The organism is Alteromonas sp. S167 (assembly GCF_036864375.1).
In the GTDB taxonomy this organism is placed as follows: Bacteria; Pseudomonadota; Gammaproteobacteria; order Enterobacterales; family Alteromonadaceae; genus Alteromonas.
In genome coordinates, this window is sequence record NZ_JAZETR010000007.1 from 60449 (window position 1) to 85035 (window position 24587).

Consider the following 24587-nt stretch of genomic DNA (forward strand, 5'->3'; position numbering starts at 1 on the left):
ACAAAAACACAGATCAAACGGACCGTTATTTAACGCTTTTATTAAGAACATTATTACCATGAAAACATACCTTAAAACACTTGCTACTGTATTTATTGCTCTTTCTTCGCTTCTCTCTTTTTCAGCCTTCGCTCTACCTAGCGGCAGTGAACTAAAAGTAGGTGCAGCCGTGTGGAATCTCTTTGACAATGCAGACCGCCATGCCTTACATACCGCCTACATTCATAAACCTTTAGAAGACTACTACGGCATACGTCCAACCGTAATGTTAATTACTGCCGATGAAGGCCAGCATTATTTTGCTGTTGGCGCAGCAAAAGATGTTTATGCGTATGGCGATTTCTCCGTACGCGTGGCGTTTCACGCTGGTATCGTTGATGAGTCTGAAGACTTAGGTGATTCCATTGAGTTTTACTCTTCATTGTCTGCAATGTATCGACTGAACCAACGGGTGTCTCTCGAAGCCGAGGTAGGGCACATTTCCAACGGCGGCTTAGGTGATATTAATCCTGGCTCGGAATCGTTTGTTACCAGTATTCATTATCACTTTTAATCAAACACCAATGGAGTATAGCCATATAATATAGCTGCATAAGATGCGACAGGCTTTTAGCTGTATTTCAATGTGTGATATATTTTAGTTACCTTGTTTAACAAAGCAATTAGTATACTTTTAGTGACTACTTTCCTTTAAACAACTCGCAGCGTTCCATGAGGCCAAAATGAACAGTGAAATAAATACCGACGCAAGTGGCAGAAAAACAGTGCTAAATACGTGTACTGAGCCATGTGCTATTGAACGCGGCATGCGCTTAATTGGCGGTAAATGGACAGGTTCTATTATCTATCATTTGAAAGATGATCCGGTGCGATTCAACGATTTGTGCCGTATGCTTGGCGGAGCTAGTCGAAAAATGGTCGACCAACGACTGAAAGAGCTTGAGAATAATGGCATGGTGCACCGAGAAGTCATCGATACTCGCCCCATTGCGGTTGAGTATAGCTTAACTGAATTTGGCCGCTCTGCACTTGATATACTTGAGCGATTAAGGGTCTGGTCTGAAAGTCACAGTGGCTAATGTGAATGGGTCAGTTTTAAGTGATGTAAAAGAAGTGGGGCATTTTTGCCCCACTTCTTTTTGTTTTAAACATGTTTGAAGATTAAAGTACGCACAAAATCTTAGAAATGTGTATTAATGTGATCTGCAAAGCGCGTCAAATCATTTTCAATGTCAGCATTTTTCATTACATCAAACGCAGCAAAAGTAGGTAATGCTTCTAAGCCAAAAAATCTGAAGTTTGCGTGCATCGGGAAAAGTAAATCATCCACGCTTTTACCTTTGAACAGGTATTCACTTTCATCATTAAAAGACCCTTTGGGCGCATTAAAGGTGACCGACATCATATATTTTTTGCCCTTTAACGTGCCGCCGGTTCCGTAGTTTTTCTCTGGTGCATCTGCGCTTCTACCGTCACCATTACACAGCGCGCCACCCATGCCGGCAGTGTAAACTTCATCCATGTATTTCTTGAATGACCATGGCACGCCCATCCAATTAATAGGCGTTTGCAACAACACTATATCAGCCCATTGATGTAAACCAAGCTGCTCTTCAACATCAATATTGTCTTCCATAGTAACAATACGCGTGTCATAGCCTTTTTCTTTAAGCATTGCTGCTGCATTGTTGGTTAGCGTTCGGTTCAATTCTCCTTTTGAAAACGCGTAATATTGGTGGGCGTTTATAATTAAAACGTTAGACATAAAATTCTCCTCAACTTAATAGTGGGTATATTTTAGTAACTTAGTTTTTATTATCAATTAGTGGAAAAAAAGTAACTACCCAAAAAGAATAATGCAATTCTTATTTTATGCCCCCAAAACAATAAGATGCATTAATACTTAATTTTGAATTTAGTGAGTATCGCTGTTCAAACGGTTACTCATAGTTCTGCCTAAACCAAAGCGCAATTAACTGCCTTTCTTCTTCAGTCATTTTGGTTTTATTCATAAACGGCATATCTTTGGTAATCGCTGTTCTGCGCACAATCTGTGGCGCAAAACGCTCAATGTCGCCCCAAGAATCTAACACAACGCCCATGGGGGCTACTTTGAAAATATCATCGGTAGGGGTTCTAGAGTGGCAACTAACGCAATGCGTATTTATAGTACTTGTTATGATTTCTTGAGAGACCGTTTGTTGTAGGCTAGCAGTTTGTGAAGTGCCCTCGCTTGGCAATGCTTCTGTCTGCATGGGTTCAGTGATGTTTTCACCTTGAGGCATTGAAACCCAAAAGGTAATGGCTAGCATAGCAACTGCACCAGACACTAAAATGCTGGGCTTGGTTTTACCTGTGTGCTTAAGATTAAAAAAGTGCCTAATCCATGCCGCTGCGGCCATTATGGCAATAAGTACAAGCCAGCTTTGCTCATGCTGATACGTCATCGGGTAATGATTGGAAATCATGATGAACAGCAGTGGAAGCGTGAAATAGTTATTGTGCACAGAGCGCAACTTTGCACTGGCTCCCCAAGAAGGGGCGATATCTTTTTTTTGCGCTACTGCCGCTACCATCTTACGTTGATTCGGCATGATGTTGAAAAATACATTCCCAGCCATAATAGTGCCGATAAGTGCACCAACGTGAATGTAGGCACCTCTTCCGCTAAACCACTGTGTTGAAAAGTAACTCGCAGCACAGATTAGCGCGACTAAACCTATTCCAAATGCTATGGGAAACTTTGCTAGAGGACTGCGACAGGCTACCTCATATAGCGCTAAGCCTCCAAAAATAAGCCCAAGCCCTAGAATAATGGCAGTAGATGGCGATATTGCGTTCACTGATGGGTCTATTAAATACGCCGATGCGCCAAAGTAGTACACAATAATAAGTAGTGCAAAGCCCGACAGCCATGTTGTATAAGCTTCCCATTTAAACCAGTGAAGGGTTTCAGGCATTTTTTCAGGGCCATAAGCATATTTGGCTACTTCGTAAAAACCACCGCCGTGAATGGCCCACAAATCGCCTTTAATGCCTTTGTCTTGCTTCCATTTTGGTGGTGTACGTAAGTTATTGTCTAACCAGATAAAATAAAAAGACGCCCCAATCCATGCCACACCAGCTATTACATGGAACCAACGAACAAACAAATTCAACCAATCTAGCCACGGCATTATTATTCTCCTTATTTACAGCAGCAGTCTAACCATCAACACAGTTGTTACACCGGTTTCTTATAACTGCATCGTCCACTTACCCAAGTTTGTGCTATTGCACGGTCATCACCCAAAATGCTAAGTGCAAAAAATACGTCATCAAACTCAGCGTTTTGATCTATACGAAGCGCTGTAAGCTCGTCAAATCGCGGTTCAACAACGATGAAGTCGGCAACGGTGCCTGCATTTAAGTTACCAATTTCGTGGTCAAGCGCGTGAGCCTTGGCCGCGCCTTGCGTCATTAAATAGAAACCTTCTAATGGGCAAATAGGCGCGTGACGAAGCTGGCTTACTTTGTATGCGTCACCATAGGTTTTAAACATATTAAACGTAGTGCCTGCACCAACATCGGTTGCTAGTGCAACATGAACGTCATTGGCTTTAGCCGATGCCATATCAAATAGGCCACTGCCTAAAAACAAATTTGAAGTAGGACAAAACGCAATGCTTGCATTAGATTCACCCAGGCGGGCCCATTCATCTTCATTTAAATGAATACCGTGGCCAAAGACTGCTCGCTCGCGCACAAGGTTAAACTGGTCATATACATCAAGATAACCGGCAGCGTTGGGAAACAGTTGTTTAACCCAGGCTATTTCATCAAGGTTTTCTGACAAGTGCGTTTGAATAAAGACATCTTTATATTGTTGTGCAAGCTCACCAAGCGCTGCCAACTGTTCTGGGGTACTGGTTGGTGCAAACCGCGGTGTTAAGGCATATCGGTTTCTGCCTTTGTTGTGCCATGTTTTAATCAGGTTTGCACAGTCTTGCTGAGCGCTTTGTGCAGTGTCTTGTAAAGGAGAAGGGCAATTTCTGTCCATGCACACTTTGCCAGCAATCATTGCCATATCTAGTTGACTTGCGGCGCTAAATAAGGCATTGCAGCTTTCTTTGTGTACGGTGGTAAATACCAAACCTGTTGTCGTACCGTTTTTCAGAAGCTGGTTTAAGAATATGCCTGCAATGGTATTAGCGTGGGCTTCATCGGCAAACTGCATTTCAGTGGGAAACGTGTAATTCTCTAGCCAACTTAGAAGCTGCTCACCATAATGCGCAATGCTTTGTGTTTGTGGATAATGCAAATGGCTGTCGATAAGTCCGGGTAAAATCCACTTACCAGAGAAATCAACAACCTCTACGGCTGGATAACGCGATGAAAGTTGGCTGAATTCGCCAATATCCACAATATGTTTATTGTCTACTAATAACCCGCCGTCTTTGAAGATAACAATGTCTTTTTCAAAATTGCTGGTTTGTGTAGGAAAGTGCGCAATGCTTGCGCGAAATAGCTGCATGTTTATTAGCTGCCTCTGTAGCTACTAAAGCCAAATGGTGAAATGAGCAATGGTACGTGATAGTGACCACCGTTTTCTTCTAGCTCAAAAGTAATATCGATATGCGGGTAAAAACACTTTCCATGTCGCGCTTCTAAATAGGGGGTACAGTGGAAGCGCAGCGTATAAACACCGGCAGGAAATGTTGCTTTCTCGCCTGAAAACCAGTCGTTAAAACGGCCATCTGCATTGGTAATACCTTTTAGTTGATTACCGTCAGGACAAGTAAGTGTAAGTGCAATGCCTTGTGCAGGTTTGCCCAAGGTAGTATCTAGTACATGGCTTGAAAGTGTATTCATGATTATCTCTTAACGCCCTAATTAGTTAATAGTTCGCATTAGTTAATTGCCAGAGCCTTATTCAGGCGCAAAAGCGTAATTTTTATTTGTTCTGCACCAGCATTTTGGATCTCTTGCTCAGTGGTGTTAGGTAGTCGCTTTTCCAGCTCAGTAAGCATTTGTTCAGCGCTTAATCCACTAGCACAGATAATAAAAATGAATCCGTGCTTATTTAAATACGCGTGATTAGCGCTTTTTAATTGCTGTAAAACCTCTTCTGAGGCTGCGGCAGTGCCCGATTGTTCACCTGCTGCAATGGTTTTAGTATTTGCGAACTTTTCTCGCAATGAGTCTACATCGCCAATCATTGGATGCGCCTTGAACGCCTCTATGAAGTCACCTTCAGAACACTTGCTCCATGCCAGTTCTGCCGCAGCGCGAAGTTCAACAAGCGTATAATACGGCCTCGCTGCTACCATTTGTTGTATCCATAGTGGCGCTGCGCAGCATTGCTCAAACCACGCGTAAGCACTTGTATTATCTAATGTGTTTAACTCATTTAGTGTCAACAGATTCATCCTTATTTGCGGCTGCGGGTAGCTGATTTGTTACGTTGGTGTTCACTCGGTGGTTTTCAGAAGTGCTGTCTACCTTTCTTTCAACCGCATTTCCAACCGCTTCTTCCACCAATTCGTTTACCGAAGCATGAAGCCGCGTAATAATTTGTGCAGCGATTGATACAGCTACTTCAATAGGGCGCTTGCCCGGAATGTTTGTATCTCCAATGGGAGAATGCAGCCGAGAGAGTGCTTCAGTATCAAACCCACGTTGCTGTAACTTAGTCACAAAACGCTTTGCCTTGGTTTGAGAGCCGATAAGGCCAACAAATGGAAGGGATGGGTAAGACAGCGCCTTTTCGGCTATGCGATAATCAAGCTGATGGTCGTGAGTAAGAATTATCAGCCAGCTATTGTCATCAAGGTGGGCCACTTCACTCTCTGGTTCATCTTCAACAATAACCGTAACATTGCTTGGTATATTTTCGGGAAATATAGCTTCGCGGTTATCAATCCAAGATATCCGTAACGGCAACTGGGCTAAAATAGGAACCAGTGCTTTGGCTACGTGACCTGCGCCGAAAATCGCAATATGTTGTTGATGAACATTACACACGTCAAAAAGTACTTTCATAGCGCCGCCACAACACTGACCCAGTGAGCTACTTAGCGGGTAGCTGTGAAGTAACGTACAAGGTTTTCCCTCAGCAAGAAGCGCTCTTGCGCGTTTTATCGCATCGAATTCTAAATGCCCACCGCCAATGGTATCAATGCAGTCGCCAGCCGTAACCACCATTTTGCTTCCGGTTTCTCTTGGCGTGGAGCCTGCAGCACCTACCACCGTAACTAGCACGTACGCTTCATTACACTGCTGACATTGCTCAATGCCCTCATACCAACGTTGAGGGCGCATGTTATTGTTACTCATATGAAAAACTCACTCGCTTTCCTCACACCTATCTGTTTGACCAACAGCGGCCGTGGCAGACATGGCTAATTGCGTTTTAAGTACAGCATCAAGCACGCGTTCAGGTGTGGCAGGTGTGTCAAGCTGCGGATCGCAGGTGTAGCCAGATAAGCTTGAAATGGCGTCTTTAATGGCACACCATACTGAGATAGCCAGCATAAACGGTGGTTCACCCACCGCTTTAGAATGGTAAATGCTATCCTCAGTGTTTTCTTTACAAAACAGTGATACGTTAAAAATCTTGGGCGTGTCTCCAATGGCAGGGATTTTATAGGTTGCCATGTTTTCGCTTATCAACTTACCGTCCTTATTCCACTTTAGGTCTTCTGTTGTTAGCCAGCCCATTCCTTGAATAAAAGCGCCCTCTATTTGGCCAATATCTATAGCAGGGTTTAAGCTGTTTCCAACATCGTGAATAACGTCTACACGGTCAACACAATACTCACCAGTTAAGGTATCAATTGAAACTTCGCTCATGGAAACGCCGTAGGCGAAATAAAAGAACGGCCGTCCTTCACCTTTTTCTCGGTTATATTGCAATTTTGGTGTTTGATAGAAGCCACTTGATGATAGTGAAACGCGCTCAAAATACGCTTTCTGTACAAGGTCTGAAAACGCCAAAGATTGCCCGTTTAACGTCACATCACCATTTTCAAAACAGACATTGGCTGCTTCATCGGGACATCCGAAAGACGAAGCGTAACAATCCGCTAAGCGCGTTTTTATCGTTTGGCAGGCATTTTGTACTGCTTTACCATTCAAATCGGTGCCACTTGAGGCGGCAGTAGGCGACGTATTTGGCACTTTGTCGGTGCGTGTAGAGGTAACCTCAATCATATCCAAACCTACACCAAACTCGTTTGCCGCAATTTGCGCTATCTTGGTATGTAGACCTTGGCCCATTTCAGTGCCGCCGTGATTAACTTGTATGCTGCCGTCGGTGTATATGTGCACAAGTGCGCCAGCTTGATTAAGGTGCTTTGCAGTAAAAGATATTCCGAATTTAACTGGCGTAAGCGCTAACCCTTTTTTAATAACAGGGCTTGTTCTATTAAATTCGTTTATGGCTTCTCTTCGCGCCCAGTAATCACCGTCATGTTCTAATTTCGAGATCATTTCAGGTAACAGATTGCTTTGCACATCTACATCCATACCGTAGGGTGTAGTGGTACCTGTGGCAGAGCCATACAAATTACGTTTTCTCACCGACAGTGGGTCGACGCCAAGCTTGCGCGCTATTTTATCTACTATTGCCTCGGCCATGATCATGCCTTGCGGTCCGCCAAATCCTCGATAGGCGGTATGAGAAACCATATTGGTTTGCAAGCGATGACCTACAATATCGCTGCAGCCATAAAAGTAGGCGTTATCAGCATGGAACATCGCTCTATCGACGATTGCATCAGATAAATCAGGGCTATGACCACATATGCCGTTGATATCTATTTGAGCGGCTTCTATTTTGCCCGTGTTATCGAATGCAACATTGAACGCGTTTTCGAAAGGATGGCGTTTGCCGGTAACGTGCATGTCGGTGAAGCGAGGGAGTCGCAGCTTTACTGCACGTCGATTTCTTTTCGCAAGCAAAGCGGCAATACAGGCCCATTGTGCTGCCTGTGTTTCTTTTCCTCCAAAACCGCCGCCCATGCGTCGCATATCAACCATTACACGGTGAAGTTTTACATCTAGTACTTCAGCAACCAGCTTTTGTACTTCGCTGGGATGTTGGCTAGACGTATAGATTTTCATCCTGTCTTCTTCATCCGGCACTGCTAAGCTAACTTGTCCTTCAAGGTACATATGCTCTTGCCCGCCAATACTAAGCGAACCAGAAACTGAATTACTGCAAGACGCTAGCGTTTGCTTTACTTTGTCAGCATTTAGTCCGAAACGGTGCATGGGGCGCACAAAGGTTTTAGCTTGGTGCGCTTGGTGCGCTGTAAGGTTAGGTATTGCTTCTTGTACTTCAACCTTGCCTTTCATCGCGGCTTTGCGCGCTAGTTGTACAGAAGTTGCCAAAACGGCAAAAACAGGCTGCCCGTAAAACTTAATTTCTTTGTTCGCCAGCAAAGGGTCGCCTTCAAAAACAGGGCCGATGTCTTTGTGACCTGGAACGTCATCTATGGTGATCACATCAACAACACCTTCACTGTTGCGCACATCATCAAGTGCTACCGATACAAGTGTGCCTTTGGCAACATGACTAAGCCCAACAGCGGCATATAGCGTGCCCTGAGGCTCGGTTAAATCATCCACATAATTAGCCGTGCCTTGCACCTGTCTAACTGCACTTTCATGCTTCTTTGTTACGTGAACCACGATTGTTGATGAGTGTTCAGAAGTAGTCGCTTCAATTAACTTACGCATGCTGCACCACCCGAGTTGCTATCTCATTGTTTGCCTGGTTTTCTAGCCAAAAACGATGCCATAAGTTGGATAGTATGGTTTTGCGATAATTGGCACTAGCGCGCACGTCGTCTATTGGAGCAAACGCAGTTTCAAGGATCTGTTTTCCTAAACTCAAGCACTCGCTACTTGAAAAGCGTCTTCCTTTTAATGTATTCGACAGTGCTTCACACTGCATTGGTGTTGCTGCCACACCACCAAAACCGGCTTCTAACGCAACAATAATGTCGTTGTCTAATGTCACATTAAAAACGGCGCATACTGCTGAGATATCATCCTCAAACCGCTTCGATATTTTGTATGCTGCTAAATGCTGGTTATGGTTTGGCAAAGGCAGTTCAATGGCGCTTATCCATTCACCTTGCTCAAGTGTTGTTTGGCGGTAACCAGTAAAAAACGCAGAAATAGGTACGGTTCTTTCGTTTTCTCCATCGTCTATGTGTATTACCGCACCTAATGCCAAAAGCAATGGCGGTAAATCACCAATAGGTGACGCGTTGGCCACATTTCCACCGATAGTGGCCTGATTTCGTATTGGCAGCGAGGCAAAACGGGTAATAAGTTCTGCTGCTTGTGGAAAATGGTTAAGTAACGGCGAAACAACATCATTTATGGGCATTGCTGCACCAATAAGCAAAGAATGTTCTGTTTTGGTGCAATGGAGCAATGAATCAACGTTTGACACACTGATCAGTGTTTCAACGTTTTTAAGCTGTTGCGTAAACTGAAGACTTAAATCGGTGCTGCCAGCAACAAGCTGTGCTGTGGGGTGGATTTCTATAGCGTTTCGTAGCGTTTCCCTACAGGTGGGCATAAGAATATTGCCTGTACCCAGCGCAGTAGATTTCAAAGACGAAAGCGTAGCGAGGGTTTGTGTTGTCGCGCTAGAGAACTTGTCGTTTGGTGCCTGCTGGCATGCAGAGAGTGCTGCGTCGATAATAGGTCTGTAGCCTGTGCATCTGCACAAATTTCCCGACAATGCGTTTAACACATCGTCTCTGGTAGGCGCTACATGTTCGTTTGAATCAGGCTGTGCACCGTTGTGGTAAAGTGCAAACATAGACATGATAAAGCCAGGCGTGCAAAACCCGCATTGAGACCCATGATGGTCGACGAGTGCTTGCTGTACAGGGTGAAGCTGACCTATTTCTCCTCTAGCGCTCTTGTCACTGAGATGTTCAACGAACAAAAGCTGCTTGCCATGAACGGCGCTCATTAACGTAATACAGCTATTCACTGTTCGATAGTGCAGTGCTCCATTTTTGTTTGGCGCTGGTTCGGCAAGTACCACTGTGCATGCACCGCAGTCTCCTGCAGCACATCCTTCTTTTGTACCGGTTTGACTGCGATGTTCTCTGATAAACTGTAGAAGAGTGAGATCGGCTCTTGCTTCATCAATTTCAACAATGTCTTGATTAATAAGAAAGCGAATCATGCTCACACCTTCCTGTTATTGTAATTTGTATTCTCATAAATATAGCGGTATTTTTACCATAAAAGTAGACCATATGGTCAAATAATTGCTTTAAAACAGTTAGCATGGTGATGGCCAACTTTGATATATAGTTTTATTGACCATTTGGTCAAGCAATTATCGTGCTACTTATTCGCTCATTTTAAAAAAGTATATTTAGCCTTGAAGTACAGACAGTGTCGCAATAGCGAAAAAGAATAGCGCAGAGAATGTGAGCAGAGGGCAAGCGTAGAAAGAGTTCGGAAACACAGAGTTTGAATAGGAATATGCAAACTTGCATGTTGCTAAAGGTTCATCCAAGCGAGCCTCATGCTGCTTTTCACGTTGTTAATTTGGAATAACCAAACCACGCAACTCGTTCATTGACTGAAACTCGCTTGAAATGAACACAAAGTGTACCGAAAAGGCCAAAACGCTCTAGTAACGTTTCAAACTATTGTAGCAATAGGCTTGAACCCACAAGACATGTATACTTTTTAAATGATGAGTTATTGATATAACATTAAGCTGCCTTGCTTGGGTACTAAAAGCGTTGCAAAGGAATTAAAAACAGAATGATAAAGGTAAAGAGTACCGACGCTGGCGTCGGCGCTATGAATAGAAGAAAAATACTGCAAGCTGCTGAAAAATGTTTTGCTCAATTTGGGTTCAAAGGCACTGCTGTGCAAAAAATTGCAGATGAAGCAGGCTTACCTAAAACCAATGTACTGTATTATTTTAAAACCAAACAAGAGTTATACGTAGCAGTACTTGAAGAGACACTGTCGCTATGGAATTCACATTTCGATAAGGCAACGGTAGATGACGACCCAGCAGAGGTGCTTGCAACCTACATTGCTGAGAAAATGGAAGTGTCGCGAACTCATCCATTGGCATCAAAGATTTTTGCGATGGAAATTATTAATGGCGCACAGAATTTAAGTGGTTATTTCGATGAAGAGCACGGCTTATGGATGAAAGGCCGTTTAGCCGTAATCGATGCTTGGGTTCGCGCCGGTAAACTGCCTTCAGTGGAAGGGGAGTACCTGCTTTATACCATTTGGGCTAGTACCCAGCACTACGCTGATTTCTCAGCTCAAATCACGCGCCTTCGAGGCAAAAAGATGACAAAGGCCGACTTTGAACAAGCGACCAACCAAGTCGTACAAATTATACTAGGCGGCTGCGGCCTAACTGTGCCAGAAGCTTACCGTGGCAAACATGGTGGATAAAATTTATCCAAGAGATTTAAAGGGCTATGGGCAGCATGTTCCTCATGCAAAATGGCCTAATAACGCGCAAATCGCCGTGCAATTCGTATTAAATTACGAAGAGGGTGGTGAAAACTGCGTTTTGCATGGCGATGACACCTCCGAAGTGTTTTTGTCTGAAATAATAGGTGCACAAGCTTTTAAAGACCGCCATTTAAGTATGGAGTCAATTTATGAATACGGCAGCCGAGCAGGCTTTTGGCGTCTTCATAGGTTGCTGTGTGACTATGAAATTCCTGTTACGGTGTTTGGCGTAACAATGGCAATGCAGCGCCACCCTGAAGCGATACAGGCAATGCTTGATGCCAAATGGGAAATTGCTAGCCATGCCATGCGCTGGATACACTATCAAGACATGCAAGAGGATGAAGAGCGCAAACAAATTGACGATGCAATTCTTTTGCACGAACAACTTACAGGGCAAAAGCCGCGCGGTTGGTACACGGGTAGAACAAGCCCTAACACGTTGAAGCTCATAGCGGAGCGAGACGATATTTTATATTGTGCCGATTCCTACGCCGACGATTTGCCTTATTACGATTGTCATTATGCTAAACCACTTTTAATGGTGCCGTATACGCTTGATACCAATGATATGCGCTTTGCTACTGCGCAAGGGTTTAATAGTGGTGAACAGTTTTTTACTTATCTTAAAGACGCTTTCGATGTGCTTTATGAAGAAGGCGAAAATGCACCTAAAATGCTGTCTATTGGACTGCATAACCGCATTATCGGTCGACCCGCACGTATAGCTGCGTTAAAGCGTTTTATTGAGTATATTAAATCACACGACAAAGTATGGATTGCAACGCGCGAAGACATTGCAAAACATTGGCTGGTGCACCATCCAATTAATAAAAATACGTAGCCTTTTAGTAGGCATTGCAATAAAGGAAATAGTTATGAAACGTAATTTAGCCATGGTTTTATTAGGTGCACTAGCACTTACAGGCTGTTCAAAGCTAACTAAAGAAAACTACGACATGCTTGAAATGGGTATGACACAGGAAGAGGTGGAATCGATATTGGGTTCAGCTGACAATTGCGGCAAAACCCTTGGTACATTGGCCTGTGTATGGGGTAATGAAGAAGCAAAGCACGTGAAAGTCGTTTTCATGGCTGATAAGGCGGTTACCTTTACCTACGACGGGTTAAAATAATCGCTGTAGTGCATAAGTTTAAACACAAAAAAAGGTGGTCCATACAGGCCACCTTTTTCATTTGAACAGCGATATACGTGTTACTTCAAATCAAGTATATAGCGTGCCAAGAACACGGCGGCAAGAATATAAGTTAATGGAGTAACCTCTTTAAATTTACCTGTACCTACCTTTACACCTACATAAGTAATAAAACCAAGTGCAATGCCCTCGCTGATACTGAACGTAAGTGGCATAGCAAGAAGTGCAACGGATGCAGTGGCAAGCGCGCCCAAGTCATCAAAGTCTACTTGCCTTATAGACTCCATCATTAAAATGCCCACCATTACCAGCGCAGGCGTGGTTGCCATAAGCGGAATAACTTTCATAAGCGGGGTGAGAAACAACGACAGTAAAAAGCAGGCCGAAACAACAAGCGCGGTTAAGCCTGTGCGTCCGCCAGTAGAGACACCCGTTGCCGATTCGACGTAACTTGTAACAGGTGATGTGCCTACTACAGCACCTACAACACTTGCAGATGCATCTGCAGTCATAGCGGCGCCCATTTTAGGTAGTTTCCCTGTTTCGTCTAAAAGGTTTGCCTTTCTAGAAACCCCAATTAGCGTACCGATAGTGTCAAACATGTTTACGAACATAAGTGCGAAAATTAAATCCCAGGTTTCAGCGAAGTGATCGATTGGATACCAAAAGTCCATGGCCATAAACGTATTGGAGATTGATTCAGGCATTCCTACAACGGCGTTTGGCGCAGCAGTCAGCATGCCGTTTTCTGTTGGAATAAAAGCGCCAATCACTGTCAGCGCTACAATAGAAATTAGAATTGCCCCCGCAACCTGTTTAACCATAAGCACTACAGTGAAAATAATTCCGGCAAGCGCGAGTAATACGGCAGGGTTCGATAGGTCGCCTAATTGAACAAATGTAGCCGGGTTATCAACAATGAGCTCGGCATTTTTTAAGCCAATAAACGCAATAAACAACCCTATACCACATTGCACGCCAATTTTGAGTGATGCAGGGATAGATTCAGCAATTTTGGTTCTTACACCCGTTAATGAAAGAATTAAAAATAAAATACCGTTCCAAAATACAATGCCTAGGGCCGCTTCCCAAGGTACTTCTCTTCCTAAACATATGGTGAAAGCAAAGAAGGCGTTTAAACCCATACCTGGGGCAAGTGCAACCGGGTAATTTGTCATAAGCGCCATAACCAATGTACCCAAACAAGCGGCAATAGCAGTAACGGTTATAAGGCCTTCAGTTGGCATGCCGCTAAGCCCAAGAATGCCGGGGTTAACAACAAGGATGTAAGACATTGCAGCAAAGGTAGTAAGGCCTGCCAACACTTCTGTTTTTATTGTTGTGCCGTGCCGTTCGAGCTTAAAAACTCGTTCAAGAATAGTTGTGGACATCGAAAAGTCTCTTTTGTAATGGTTATGTGCGTTTTGTTTTTAGCTAGTTTTCTAGCTTTTTAGTTGGTTATATTTTTTGTAGCAAGAAATTGACCATGTAGTCAGCTTTTTGGCTTGTTTTGTGCTAACTTAAAATAACTTTACTTAGCTAGACAACACACAATAATACGTGCGGTGTGACAAGCTGCGCCAGTAACGCAGTAAATACTGTTAACAAACTTTGAATACTCGTCAACGGCGCGCAATAAAGATAAACTACTTAGCACCAAGAACGAACACGTGCATTAACGTGGTGCATAAAAAATGCGGGGAACCATGTCACTTTCTTCAATAATTAAAAACATACCGAAGACTGAACTGCACCTTCATATTGAAGGCAGCTTAACGCCTGAATTAATGTGGCGCCTAGCAGAAAAGCACAGTGTAACACTACCTTACGCAAGCGTGGAAGAAATAGCAGCAGCGTATAACTTCAAAGACTTACAGAGTTTTCTCGACCTTTATTACGCGGGTGCAGGCGTGCTTAAAGACGAAGATGACTTTTTCTCGCTAATGTGGGCGTATTTGGTTAAATGCCACGAGGAAAACATAGTTCATACCGAAATTATGTTCGACCCGCAAACGCATACAGAGCGAGGCATTGGCTTCGACATTTTTATGCCCGGTTTTTTACGTGCAATGAAAAAGGCCCAAGATGAGTTTGGCACATCAAGCTATTTAATCATGTCATTTCTGCGCCATCTTTCTGAAGAAAACGCCTTTGAAACGCTTGAAGCTGCGGCGCCATATTATGCAAACATTCAAGCGGTGGGCTTGGACAGCTCTGAACTGGGTCATCCTCCTTCTAAATTCGAGCGTGTATTTAAAAAAGCGAAATCGATGGGCTTTAAAATTGTTGCGCATGCTGGAGAAGAGGGGCCTGCCGAATACATATGGGAAGCAATAAAACTACTTGAAGTGGACCGCATTGACCATGGCGTGAGATGTCAGGAAGACGAATCGCTAATGCGTTATTTGAAAGACAAACAAGTTCCGCTTACCGTATGCCCGCTAAGTAACCTTAAGCTATGCGTTATAGATAACATGAAGCAGCATAATATTCTCACGCTTCTGCGCTATGGGCTTTTGGTTACAGTAAATTCAGATGACCCCACTTATTTTGGCGGTTTCTTAAATGACAATTATCACGCGCTTTGTGAGGCACTGCCAATCACAGGCGAAGACATTAAAACATTAGCGAAAAACAGCTTTACGGCAAGCTTTCTACCCGAAGAAGTGAAACAAACGTTTATTGCGCAGATAGACGATATATGAAGTCTGAAGAAAACCACAAGCTACGTGGTTTTCGAGTCAGGTATTTGATTTAGCCGATGTTGGTTTCAGCGCGCATCAGTGACGTGGTTTCATCTATGAGCTCAGCGAGTTTTTTGTTGTCTTCAGTTGCGTTATCAATGTCGCCTTGCTTTGCTTTCTGTTCGATAAACGCCGCTTGTTCTCTTACTAAGTCTGCCCCAACATCGCCCGATACGCCTTTCATCGCGTGGCTAGTAAATCGAATAGCTTCAATATCTTTGCTCGCGATAGCGTCGTTAAGTGCATCCTGCTTACTGTTTATTTGTTCTAAAAACATACCCACGATACGATTTAGTAGCGTTTCGTTTCCCGCCAGTCGTGCGAGAGCTGCTTTTTTGTTCCATAGCTTGTCTTTACTATATTCTTCTGTCAGTTCGCTTAAACTCATTCAACGCTTCCCTTACTGAAATTAGTCGTTCATTCTTTTAGTAAACACGATAGATACTTTGAACACCATAAGTTTAGCCTTCTTTAATAATTTATAAATTATTTTATACTAAAGTATAATTCGCTTTCGAAGATCATCGCTAATACTTAAATGAAGTATTGTTTTTAAGATAGCGCTCATGGATTTTGAGAAACAAACTGTCGTCGTCATTGATGACGAGCCAACAACGCTACTTATGTTAGAAAGTGCTATTGAAGCGCTGGCGCATGTTATTACTGTTTCTGATAGTGCTGAAGCATTCTCTGTAGTAGCGAAAACGCAGCCTGCACTTGTTCTTTTAGATGTCAGTATGCCTGGACTATCAGGTTTCGATGTATGCGAACAGCTTAAGTCCTATGCCAACACTGCGTCAATTCCTGTCATTTTTATCACCTCGCACAGTGACTCTGAGCACGAAACAACAGCCCTTGCATTAGGTGCCATAGATTTCATTTCAAAACCGATTGATGTCACGCTTTGCCGTATGCGGGTTAAAAATCATCTAACTATTCAGGCGCAAAGCGACATGCTTTCTACTATGAATGGCAAGTTGGAAGCAGAAAAAAAGCAGCTTGATGTTACGCTTCGGTCTATTGCTGATGGCGTAATTTCAACCGATGCTTCTGGTGATATAACTTTTATAAACCCAGTTGCACAGCGCCTTAGTGGGTATTCTGAGGCCGAAGCACTAGGGCAACCTATCAACGTAGTTATGAACTTGAGGGATGCGACAACGAATAGCGTAATGCTGAACCCCGCAATTTATGCACTTGAGGTCCGTCGGCCTGTAGCAATGGCATACAACGCTACTTTAGTAAGCAGGCATAATCAGATATTTCGAGTAGAAGATACCGCATCACCAATAATAGATGATCAAGGCAACTTGTTGGGTGCTGTTATTGTTTTCCAAGATGTGTCTGAGGCAGTAGAAATGGCTGTTAAAATGACCCACCTTACCAATCACGATCAGCTAACCGGTTTACCGAATCGCGTGTTGCTTCACGACCGTGTGATGCAGGCTATTACACGTAGTTTCAACGCGAAACAAAGCGTGGCACTGATGCTGATTGATATTGATAATTTTAAGTATTTAAATGACAGTCTTGGGCATCAAGTAGGCGACTTTATTATAGCTTCCGTGGCGAAGCGTTTAAGTGCAGCGATGGGTGATAATGCAACACTTGCCAGAGTAGGTGGTGACGAGTTTGCCTGCCTCTTAACAGATAACGGTATGGGTTTTAGTGCGGACAGTATTGCGATGAAGTGCCTGCAAAAAGGTCGTGAACCCATTGAAATTGACGGTAAGTCACATCAACTTAGTCTTAGTATTGGCATAAGCCTGTACCCACAAGACGCTGCTAATGCCGAAGAAATGATGCGTCATGCAGACACCGCGATGTATCGTTCGAAGTCGAAGGGTAAAGATACATTTAGCTTTTTTTCACACGACTTACAGCACGCCATGCACCATAGAGTTGAGACAGAGATTTGTTTGCGTAATGCGCTCGACAATGACTTGCTAGCGGTGTACTTACAGCCAAAATACAAGTTTAGTTGTAACGACGTAATAAGCGCTGAAGCTTTGGTAAGACTATTTGATGAAAACGGAAATGTAATTGGGCCAGATGCATTTATACCTCTTGCTGAGGAAACCGGCTTAATTCATTTGTTGGGTAAACAAGTATTACGGAAAAGTTGTGAGTTTGTTGCTAAATGCAATACAAAAGGTGTCGATTTGAAAGTGGCGGTGAATGTAGCTGCTAAACAACTAGCCGATCCTGGTTTTGCAACAGAAGTTAAGCAAATAATTGATGAGGCAGGTATTTTTCCGTCGTCGATAGAGTTAGAAGTAACAGAATCGGCTTTAATGCACGACTTTGAACAAACACGCACTATTTTAAATTCACTTGCATCGTTGGGAGTTACAATAGCGCTGGACGATTTTGGTACAGGCTACTCTAGTCTTTCATACCTCAGACAGTTTCCTCTCAATGTTCTGAAAATTGACCGCTCGTTTGTTATTGATATGGATAAAGAGCAGCAAGCGTACGATATCGTAACCGCTATTGTACAACTGGCGTTGAGCTTAGACCTTTCAATTGTTGCTGAAGGGATAGAAACGAAGGCTCACTATGACTCACTGCAAGAGTTGGGTTGTCATTATGGGCAAGGGTACTATATGTGTAAACCCATTACGTTAGATTCTTTTTTTGAAAAATATATAGTAAAAAGCGCAGTAGCTTGAACTTATATTTAGCCTCTAACAAACGTTCTGTATTTATCACAGCATCACACACCTAGATATAGGGTTTAATAAACATTTACACTACTTCTTCTGAAACTTGCTGCTTACTAGACTAAAGTTGTAGACATAGCGTGATTACGCTTGTAATGTATACCGAAAGTCAAGACGCTGTATTTTCGCCTTATGGCTTCATAAAAGCCTCATCGTAACACCAGTGCCTAGTCGCCTCCGTAGAGCCCCTGCGCTTTATTAGGCGTCGATGGTAATTGTTCGTTTCTTAGCCATCGAAGTTTTTCTTTACATGAATCAAAATGAAATAAAGCCTTTTTCACAGTGCAACGTGCTTATTGTTGATGATGAGCAAATGAGTTGTGCCGTGTTGGAAACCATCCTTGAGCCCTATTTTCTGTGTGATTCTGTGACTTCTGGCTACGAGGCACTAGCACATTGCCAACAGCACGATGTGGATTTAGTGTTGCTTGACATGAATATGCCTGATTTCGACGGCCCCGCAGTGTGCACAGCACTGCGCAACGACTCGAGAACTCAACACATTCCCGTTATTTTTGTAACAGCGACATTAGATGAAAGTAGTGAAAACACATGTTGGGAAGTAGGGGCGTCTGACTTCGTTGTAAAGCCAGTGAATGCGACAACGCTTATTCACAGAATAAAAACCCATGTTCAGAATAAGCTTCGCACTGATTTCCTGGAAAGAATGACATTTCACGATCAGTTAACGGGTCTTTACAACAGAATGTACCTCACCAATGAAGTACCGTTAACGGTGAAGCAAATCGCCAGAGACGACGCTGAAATTGGTACATTAATGATCGATATCGATTATTTCAAACGCTTTAACGACACTTATGGGCATCTCGAAGGTGATACCTGTCTAAAACGGGTTGCTAATATCATTCGACAAACAGTTAAGCGCCCTAAAGATACAATTATTCGTTTTGGTGGTGAGGAGTTTCTTGTGTTACTGCCATACACTGATAGATGCGGCGTAAAGTATGTAGCCGAGCAACTTGTTGACGCGGTAAGAGCTGCCGAGATTACGCACGAAAAAGGTATTGAAGGTACTGCGTCAATAAGTGTAGGTTATAGTGTTACAGCTGCTAAAGACCTTGAAAACGGCAACATAGCGCCATTGCTTGAAAAGGCTGACGTTTTACTGTTTGAGGCAAAGGAATGTGGTCGAAATCAAGCTCGAGGTTAGTGGTAACGGATATAAAAACTAGCCTATTGTTTAATATCCTCACGCCACCTAGAGGCTTATAGTTAAAAAAGGAGTACCGTACTCTTTTTCCTTCAACCTCTTTAAGCGTGTGGACGTCAAATATGGATAATTTTGATGAACAGTCGAGTAGACATAATACGCCTGAGCGTTCGATTTCCGACGATTTAGAGGGTATAACAAAAGACTGCTCGCATAATACGCTGTATGAGAAGCTACAGAGCGTTGCCAATATTGGTACTTGGGCAGTAGACCTCGAAAACAGTGAAATTAGCTGGTCCTCACAAACAAAAGCAATTCACGAAGTTCCCTCTAATTACGTGCCATCCTTGGAAACTGCTATCAGTTTTTACAAAGAAGGCTACGATCGCAACGAGATCACTCGTATCGTTTCACATGCAATAAAAACGGGAGAGCCCTGGAATGCCACACTTCAACTGGTAACTGCCAAGGGAAATTCGGTTTGGATTGAAACCCATGGCATGGTGGAAATGCGTAATGGCAAGTGCGTTAGGTTGTTTGGTACATTTCAAAATGTAGACAACTCGGTAAAACTGCGCCTTGAACTAGAGCATGAAAAAAGGGAAGCACAACGGGCTTCGCGCCAGCGTGGTATGTTGCTTTCTCGCATTAGCCATGAACTCAAAACGCCTCTAAACGGGATAACTGGCATGCTTCAAGCCATTAAATTTGAAGCTAGAGATGGTATAAGGCAAAAAAAAGCAGATCTCGCGCTGCACAGTGCCGACCGTTTGCTCTCGCTTATAAATGACGTACTGGACTATACCGCTATTATCAACGGTGAACTTACGTTGAAGTACAGTGATTTTTGTATTCGCTCGCTTGTTGAAGATATCGTTGACGCACACAAAAGTACGTGTAAAGACAAAGGCATTCGTTTATTCGCAGCGCTCTCTTTTGACGACCTTACCTACATCCACGGTGATGCTGCGCGCATAAGCCAGGTTATTACTCATTTGTTATCGAATGCCGTCAAATTTACCGACACAGGGTTTGTGTCGATACATGTATCACTTAAACAGCGAAGCGGTAACCATGTACTGTTAGTATCGGTTGAAGACTCCGGTGTTGGAATGGGGGAATCAGAATTAACAAATATGTTTAGACCGTTTGAGAATGACAGGCTAAATGCGTCTGAAGACTTAAACGGTAATGGTTTAGGCCTTTCTATTATTAATCAGTTGGTTGAGCGAATGAACGGTGAATTAGACGTACGCTCAACGCCTGGGAAAGGAAGCTGCTTTGATGTTACCTTGCCGGTAGAGGTTGCTGACGCTGAAGTAGAGCAAGATAACGCTGTTTCTATCTCTTCTGATTTACTTGGTCTACCGTTAAATATTTTAGTAGTAGACGACAACGACATTAATCGCTTAGTGCTTGGGTCGATGCTTGAAAAATATGGTTATGTACCCGATGAGGCAGAAAATGGCGAGGTTGCGGTACAACGGGCAAGGGAAAAGCAGTATGACCTTGTGTTTATGGACTATGCCATGCCTCTACTTGATGGTGTTGGCGCAACGCACGTAATACTGCAAGAGCAGCTTCTAGGGCGTAATGGCGCCATAATTGCGGTTACCGCCAATACAAGTGAAGACGACAAAACAATCTGTTTGAATGCTGGTATGTTAGATTTTCTTGCAAAACCTATTACCGGTAAAGATGTGGCGCAACAACTCAAAAATATGTTGCTTAAGAAGTCGACAATAGCCTAGTACTTGGCAGCAAAAGGACAGATGCTGCGCACTAAGCCTTAAGTTAAAAAACAAATAAAGTACAATAAAGCGTTAACGCTCTTTATAGTAAAGAGCGTTAACCACAAGCTGAATTAGAACTTGTATGTGAACCTTGCGTTCCAGTGACGAGGAAGTTCAGGCAGTACAATTTGACTACCAAACAGGTCAGGGAAGTTTGAACGGAAATAACGTTCATCAGTTAAGTTCTTAACGGTTAAGTTAAATGTCCAGTCTTCTGCTTGGTAAGATACACCAGCATTCACCAAGGTGTAAGCAGGTAGCATCACCGACGCTGAGAAGCCTGATGCTACTTCCTCTACATCAATTACACTGACGTTCGCCGCATAACCATTTTGGAAATCATAGGTTGCAGTTAGCGTATAAATGTTTTCAGGTATACCTGCCTTTCTACCATCAGTGTTAGCGAAGCCTTCACCAATTAGGTTGAGCCCAATAACGTTTCCGCCGAATACCAATGATGGATCGGTAAGGTTTACAAGGTCTTCAGCGCCCAAGAAACCAAATTGATTGCCGTTTTCTCTGGCTGTTAAGTTGATAACCTTTATGTTGGTGTAACCGGCCGACACAACAAGGTTGTCGTTCACAACCCAACGAAGCTCAAACTCAGTACCTTTGTTGTTCGTTGTATTGTTTGTTACTGTATTTTGCGTGTTAAAGTCGGTTCGTTCTTGTTCAAATGACGATAGCGCGAAATATAGCGTGTCATCTAACAAAGAGCCTTTAATACCGTATTCAATAAGATCCGACGTATCAAAAGCACCAGAGCCGCCTTCTTGATTTAGCTGGCCAACACCAATTTCAGCACCTTGACCGGCAACCAATGTAGCTTGTTCGGCAAGTGTGATGTAAGGAATTAGACCATTTTCAAACTCGTAGGAAATACTGGTATTCCAAGACCAGCCGTTAACGGTTTCTTCTGCATATTCTGGTGTTTCGTCACCGGTTGCGCCAAGCAATAAATCTGTGCGAGAAGTACTTTCTATATCAATGGTGTCGTAGCGAAGACCCAATACTAGGTTTAGGCCCCAGTCCCACGTTAGGTCAGTCATTGCTGCCACACCTAAATTCAGATAGTTACCCACGTCGTAGTTGTCAAAGTTCTTTCCTGAACGAGTAGACAGCAAACGACGGTCTAATGCTGATGAAGGCATAGTTAGGTCACGGCGGTTAAAATATTCGTAAGTGAAATCATCGCCGTGTTTAAAGTCGGTATAACGTAAAGAAGGCGAGAATTGAAATTGCGCTAGCAAGCTATCGTTCTCATATTCCGTAGCAAAAATAACTTTATCTTCTATTACCCAGCTATCGTGAAACTGTGAAAAACCATAGGCGTTTTCATTAATGTTTTCATAAGCGTCGTAGAAGAATTGGTTACGAATTTCCCAATTATCAGAATAGTAAATAGTGTCGAAGTACAATGTAATGGCTTCATTGCCAAGCTGGTCGTCTGGCGCAACCAATACTTGATCGCCTCGAAGTGTAGTTGTACCAACATTCTGAAGCTGCATTAGCTCAGTGGCTTCATCGTCGGTGAATGCAGATGCAGGTACGTAAAAGAAGCTATTACCCGCTATGTTTACTGCACCATATTCTTCATGGCTGATCTGTCCGTCACCGTCGGTATCTAAAGGTAGTGCTGTACCTGTAATATAGGTACCGTTGTCAACAAGTTCCTGTGTTAAGCGGTTCCAACCTGCAACCTGGTTTCCATCGTAGTCGTGATACATACCGCCAAACTCGAAGCGTAGGTTATCGGTAATATCAATGTTGAAAGATGCTTGTAAAACCGTTTGGTCGGTTTGTGTGTTCTCGTAATAGCTATCAGAGTTCTCTAGTTCACCATACAAGTAGTAACCCATTTCTTTACCACCCATTTCAGCCGGACCACCAACTTCCGCGGTAAGGATGCTTTTGTCCCACGAGCCTGCTGTATAAGAAAGGGCACCGGTTGCTGTCTCTAAATATTGACCCGATGAAGCACGTGCCGATTTAGGGTTAAAGTTTAGATAGCCGCCAATTTTTGAAGGGCCATAAATAGGAGATGCTGGACCACGTACAATGTCAATTCGGCTTGAAGCGCCGATAGGAGTAGGGTAGTTACCCGGGTTATCTAGTCGTCTTACACCTCTAAAGTAGGTTTCGCCAGGCGTACCACGCACATCTAGCGAGCCCGCTACGCCAAAGAAAGACTGCGTAAACGTACCCGGTGCAAACGCAACTAGCTCGTCGATATCAGTAACATTAAAACGTTCCATCTGTGCTTGTGAAATGGTTGATGCCGAACGCGGTGTTTCAAGAATTGATTTACCAAAACCAAATACAGACTCAACGTCTTGGCCAGGTAGGCTTCCTAAAGAGCCTTTAACTTCAATTTTCTCAACGTCAGCGTCTTTTGTTTTTTCCTCTTGTGCTAAAACGTTTGCCGACAGGGCAAATACCGAGCTAATTGCTATAGCTTTAGCCAAGGGAGAAAGTGTGAATGTAGTGTTTTTCATTGTTTCCTCGTTATTTTTAGTGCTCATTATGTGTGAGCTTTTTTTGTGCAATACGCGCTTACGCCTTGCTAGAAGCAGAATGGATGCCAACTTCTTGTCCAGCTGGTCAGCTTTTAACCTACTTCTAAGTGGCTGAATTATATGGATTTTAAAATATTATGTTGTTCTAATATTGTTATTTTTATGTGAACGACTTTTGTTTGCTGCTTTTACGCTATTTTTCAAGACAGCAATGCACTACTTTGGTGATGTTAAAACGGCGTGTGCAATAGTTATTGGTGAACAACGTTTACTGGTGAATAACTTTTATTGGTAAACGAAGAGACCCTCAGGTGCTTAGGAATATCAACCACGTGCAAGATTGTTTGTAGTTATTGAAAAACGTAAACACAATGCAAAATTAAAAGTGAAAACACCATGCGAAGGGGTTAGTTCTTCTTTTGGCATGGCTGGCTAGGAATAGCTGGTAGATATCGCGGGAAATAGCGGCAAACAGGAAAGGGGTTAATGTATATGTGATGCTATCAGGACGTGCTATCACAAAGTGAAAGCACTAAAAAATTGTCTCGTCGGGTAGGGTAACAAAAATAGAATGGCGTACTTCATTATTTAGCGCTTTCGAGCAATGGCCTTGGCCTTCAGTATCTTCAAGTAGCAGAACATCTCCTGCACCAAACTCACGCTGTTCACCGTTTGATACGGTAAATTCCGCGCGACCTTTTATAATGAACAAAAGCTGCCTGGCCGGAGCGGTATGCCATTTGAAATCATAATGGGCAGGGGTTTCGCGAAAAATAATCTTATCTGCGTCAAACTTTTCAGACAATAAACCAATAGGGCCGCCGTCTTTAAGTGGAATGGTAATTTCACCAAAGTGGCTCTTTCCATGCTCATCGTTGTAAATTCGGGTTACGTTCATTATCGCTCCATGTTGTTTAGTGCTAGGCACCTAAATGTTTAAAAATTTAGCCTGGTGCAAGTGTAAGGCAAGGCTAT

Annotated in this window: 21 protein-coding genes; 9 read left to right on the forward strand and 12 right to left on the reverse strand. The window is 43.2% G+C overall.

Annotated features, from left to right (window positions below):
- Positions 1-58: 58 nt before the first annotated feature.
- Together V7R35_RS11910 and V7R35_RS11915 are read left to right on the forward strand one after the other, a co-directional pair.
- On the forward strand, positions 59-553 hold the full coding sequence (locus V7R35_RS11910; RefSeq protein ID WP_334015075.1) for an acyloxyacyl hydrolase: 495 nt from the start codon (positions 59-61) through the stop codon (positions 551-553).
- Between the two features lie 169 nt (positions 554-722).
- Positions 723-1079: a winged helix-turn-helix transcriptional regulator gene (locus V7R35_RS11915; RefSeq protein WP_334015077.1), complete on the forward strand. Its 357-nt coding sequence runs from the start codon at positions 723-725 to the stop codon at positions 1077-1079.
- 101 nt (positions 1080-1180) lie between these two features.
- On the opposite strand, the gene V7R35_RS11920 is transcribed toward V7R35_RS11915, so the two are convergent.
- The 8 genes from V7R35_RS11920 to xdhA all read right to left on the reverse strand — a co-directional run bounded on the left by V7R35_RS11920 (position 1181) and on the right by xdhA (position 10195).
- Positions 1181-1765, reverse strand: a complete 585-nt coding sequence (locus V7R35_RS11920; protein ID WP_334015078.1) for an NAD(P)H-dependent oxidoreductase — start codon at positions 1763-1765, stop codon at positions 1181-1183.
- A 175-nt stretch (positions 1766-1940) separates the two neighbouring features.
- Positions 1941-3176: a urate hydroxylase PuuD gene (locus V7R35_RS11925; protein WP_334015079.1), complete on the reverse strand. Its 1236-nt coding sequence runs from the start codon at positions 3174-3176 to the stop codon at positions 1941-1943.
- Positions 3177-3223: 47 nt separating this feature from the next.
- The gene (gene guaD / locus V7R35_RS11930; RefSeq protein ID WP_334015081.1) at positions 3224-4513 is read right to left on the reverse strand and encodes a guanine deaminase; all 1290 of its coding nucleotides are present in this window, start codon (positions 4511-4513) and stop codon (positions 3224-3226) included.
- Positions 4514-4518: 5 nt separating this feature from the next.
- On the reverse strand, positions 4519-4851 hold the full coding sequence (gene uraH, locus V7R35_RS11935) for a hydroxyisourate hydrolase (RefSeq protein ID WP_334015082.1): 333 nt from the start codon (positions 4849-4851) through the stop codon (positions 4519-4521).
- A gap of 38 nt (positions 4852-4889) precedes the next feature.
- Positions 4890-5399 (reverse strand): 2-oxo-4-hydroxy-4-carboxy-5-ureidoimidazoline decarboxylase, encoded by a 510-nt coding sequence (gene uraD, locus V7R35_RS11940; RefSeq protein WP_334015083.1) that lies wholly within the window; start codon positions 5397-5399, stop codon positions 4890-4892.
- Positions 5386-6315 carry a xanthine dehydrogenase accessory protein XdhC gene (xdhC, locus tag V7R35_RS11945; RefSeq protein ID WP_334015084.1) on the reverse strand — a complete coding sequence of 310 codons (930 nt, stop codon included), beginning with the start codon at positions 6313-6315 and terminating at the stop codon, positions 5386-5388. The genes uraD and xdhC overlap by 14 nt, the downstream gene beginning before the upstream one ends.
- Positions 6316-6324: 9 nt before the next feature.
- On the reverse strand, positions 6325-8721 hold the full coding sequence (xdhB, locus tag V7R35_RS11950; protein WP_334015085.1) for a xanthine dehydrogenase molybdopterin binding subunit: 2397 nt from the start codon (positions 8719-8721) through the stop codon (positions 6325-6327).
- Positions 8714-10195 (reverse strand): xanthine dehydrogenase small subunit, encoded by a 1482-nt coding sequence (gene xdhA / locus V7R35_RS11955; RefSeq protein WP_334015086.1) that lies wholly within the window; start codon positions 10193-10195, stop codon positions 8714-8716. The genes xdhB and xdhA overlap by 8 nt, the downstream gene beginning before the upstream one ends.
- Positions 10196-10788: 593 nt before the next feature.
- Between xdhA and V7R35_RS11960 the strand changes: the two genes are divergently transcribed.
- Genes V7R35_RS11960 through V7R35_RS11970 form a run of 3 tightly spaced genes read left to right on the forward strand, consistent with a single transcriptional unit; the run spans position 10789 to position 12644 of the window.
- Complete coding sequence (locus V7R35_RS11960; protein ID WP_334015087.1) at positions 10789-11445, forward strand: TetR/AcrR family transcriptional regulator; 657 nt, start codon at positions 10789-10791, stop codon at positions 11443-11445.
- Positions 11435-12352: an allantoinase PuuE gene (gene puuE, locus V7R35_RS11965; RefSeq protein WP_334015089.1), complete on the forward strand. Its 918-nt coding sequence runs from the start codon at positions 11435-11437 to the stop codon at positions 12350-12352. Before V7R35_RS11960 ends, puuE begins: the two co-directional genes overlap by 11 nt.
- Positions 12353-12386: 34 nt before the next feature.
- Entirely contained in the window at positions 12387-12644 is a 258-nt protein-coding gene (locus V7R35_RS11970; protein ID WP_334015090.1) for a DUF3862 domain-containing protein, read from the forward strand.
- 80 nt (positions 12645-12724) lie between these two features.
- On the opposite strand, the gene V7R35_RS11975 is transcribed toward V7R35_RS11970, so the two are convergent.
- Positions 12725-14056, reverse strand: a complete 1332-nt coding sequence (locus V7R35_RS11975) for an NCS2 family permease (protein ID WP_334015091.1) — start codon at positions 14054-14056, stop codon at positions 12725-12727.
- Between the two features lie 315 nt (positions 14057-14371).
- Here V7R35_RS11975 and V7R35_RS11980 point away from each other — a divergent pair, with 315 nt between their 5' ends.
- On the forward strand, positions 14372-15370 hold the full coding sequence (locus tag V7R35_RS11980; protein WP_334015092.1) for an adenosine deaminase: 999 nt from the start codon (positions 14372-14374) through the stop codon (positions 15368-15370).
- 49 nt (positions 15371-15419) lie between these two features.
- Here V7R35_RS11980 and V7R35_RS11985 read toward each other — a convergent pair whose 3' ends face one another.
- A complete protein-coding gene (locus V7R35_RS11985; RefSeq protein WP_334015093.1) occupies positions 15420-15797 on the reverse strand; it encodes an Hpt domain-containing protein in 378 nt (125 codons plus the stop codon).
- Positions 15798-15975: 178 nt separating this feature from the next.
- Here V7R35_RS11985 and V7R35_RS11990 point away from each other — a divergent pair, with 178 nt between their 5' ends.
- From V7R35_RS11990 to V7R35_RS12000, 3 genes are all read left to right on the forward strand, one after another.
- Positions 15976-18081, forward strand: coding sequence for a putative bifunctional diguanylate cyclase/phosphodiesterase (locus tag V7R35_RS11990; RefSeq protein ID WP_334015094.1), 2106 nt, complete (start codon positions 15976-15978; stop codon positions 18079-18081).
- Positions 18082-18382: 301 nt separating this feature from the next.
- Positions 18383-19303 carry a diguanylate cyclase gene (locus V7R35_RS11995; RefSeq protein WP_334015096.1) on the forward strand — a complete coding sequence of 307 codons (921 nt, stop codon included), beginning with the start codon at positions 18383-18385 and terminating at the stop codon, positions 19301-19303.
- A gap of 122 nt (positions 19304-19425) precedes the next feature.
- Positions 19426-21054 carry an ATP-binding protein gene (locus V7R35_RS12000; RefSeq protein ID WP_334015097.1) on the forward strand — a complete coding sequence of 543 codons (1629 nt, stop codon included), beginning with the start codon at positions 19426-19428 and terminating at the stop codon, positions 21052-21054.
- A 113-nt stretch (positions 21055-21167) separates the two neighbouring features.
- Here V7R35_RS12000 and V7R35_RS12005 read toward each other — a convergent pair whose 3' ends face one another.
- Both V7R35_RS12005 and V7R35_RS12010 read right to left on the reverse strand, forming a co-directional pair.
- Positions 21168-23591 carry a TonB-dependent siderophore receptor gene (locus tag V7R35_RS12005; protein WP_334015098.1) on the reverse strand — a complete coding sequence of 808 codons (2424 nt, stop codon included), beginning with the start codon at positions 23589-23591 and terminating at the stop codon, positions 21168-21170.
- Positions 23592-24144: 553 nt separating this feature from the next.
- Complete coding sequence (locus V7R35_RS12010; protein ID WP_334015099.1) at positions 24145-24510, reverse strand: cupin domain-containing protein; 366 nt, start codon at positions 24508-24510, stop codon at positions 24145-24147.
- Positions 24511-24587: the final 77 nt, after the last annotated feature.

What these genes read in the sequence shown, in the direction of transcription:
- V7R35_RS12005 (WP_334015098.1), bottom strand. Translation starts at nt 23,591, where the DNA reads ATGAAAAACACTACATTCACACTTTCTCCCTTGGCTAAAGCTATAGCA.
- V7R35_RS11970 (WP_334015090.1), top strand. Translation starts at nt 12,387, where the DNA reads ATGAAACGTAATTTAGCCATGGTTTTATTAGGTGCACTAGCACTTACA.
- V7R35_RS11975 (WP_334015091.1), bottom strand. Translation starts at nt 14,056, where the DNA reads ATGTCCACAACTATTCTTGAACGAGTTTTTAAGCTCGAACGGCACGGC.
- V7R35_RS11920 (WP_334015078.1), bottom strand. Translation starts at nt 1,765, where the DNA reads ATGTCTAACGTTTTAATTATAAACGCCCACCAATATTACGCGTTTTCA.
- V7R35_RS11990 (WP_334015094.1), top strand. Translation starts at nt 15,976, where the DNA reads ATGGATTTTGAGAAACAAACTGTCGTCGTCATTGATGACGAGCCAACA.
- guaD (WP_334015081.1), bottom strand. Translation starts at nt 4,513, where the DNA reads ATGCAGCTATTTCGCGCAAGCATTGCGCACTTTCCTACACAAACCAGC.
- xdhC (WP_334015084.1), bottom strand. Translation starts at nt 6,315, where the DNA reads ATGAGTAACAATAACATGCGCCCTCAACGTTGGTATGAGGGCATTGAG.
- V7R35_RS11995 (WP_334015096.1), top strand. Translation starts at nt 18,383, where the DNA reads ATGAATCAAAATGAAATAAAGCCTTTTTCACAGTGCAACGTGCTTATT.
- V7R35_RS12010 (WP_334015099.1), bottom strand. Translation starts at nt 24,510, where the DNA reads ATGAACGTAACCCGAATTTACAACGATGAGCATGGAAAGAGCCACTTT.
- xdhA (WP_334015086.1), bottom strand. Translation starts at nt 10,195, where the DNA reads ATGATTCGCTTTCTTATTAATCAAGACATTGTTGAAATTGATGAAGCA.
- V7R35_RS11910 (WP_334015075.1), top strand. Translation starts at nt 59, where the DNA reads ATGAAAACATACCTTAAAACACTTGCTACTGTATTTATTGCTCTTTCT.
- V7R35_RS11960 (WP_334015087.1), top strand. Translation starts at nt 10,789, where the DNA reads ATGATAAAGGTAAAGAGTACCGACGCTGGCGTCGGCGCTATGAATAGA.
- V7R35_RS11925 (WP_334015079.1), bottom strand. Translation starts at nt 3,176, where the DNA reads ATGCCGTGGCTAGATTGGTTGAATTTGTTTGTTCGTTGGTTCCATGTA.
- V7R35_RS11915 (WP_334015077.1), top strand. Translation starts at nt 723, where the DNA reads ATGAACAGTGAAATAAATACCGACGCAAGTGGCAGAAAAACAGTGCTA.
- V7R35_RS11985 (WP_334015093.1), bottom strand. Translation starts at nt 15,797, where the DNA reads ATGAGTTTAAGCGAACTGACAGAAGAATATAGTAAAGACAAGCTATGG.
- xdhB (WP_334015085.1), bottom strand. Translation starts at nt 8,721, where the DNA reads ATGCGTAAGTTAATTGAAGCGACTACTTCTGAACACTCATCAACAATC.
- V7R35_RS11980 (WP_334015092.1), top strand. Translation starts at nt 14,372, where the DNA reads ATGTCACTTTCTTCAATAATTAAAAACATACCGAAGACTGAACTGCAC.
- uraH (WP_334015082.1), bottom strand. Translation starts at nt 4,851, where the DNA reads ATGAATACACTTTCAAGCCATGTACTAGATACTACCTTGGGCAAACCT.
- puuE (WP_334015089.1), top strand. Translation starts at nt 11,435, where the DNA reads ATGGTGGATAAAATTTATCCAAGAGATTTAAAGGGCTATGGGCAGCAT.
- V7R35_RS12000 (WP_334015097.1), top strand. Translation starts at nt 19,426, where the DNA reads ATGGATAATTTTGATGAACAGTCGAGTAGACATAATACGCCTGAGCGT.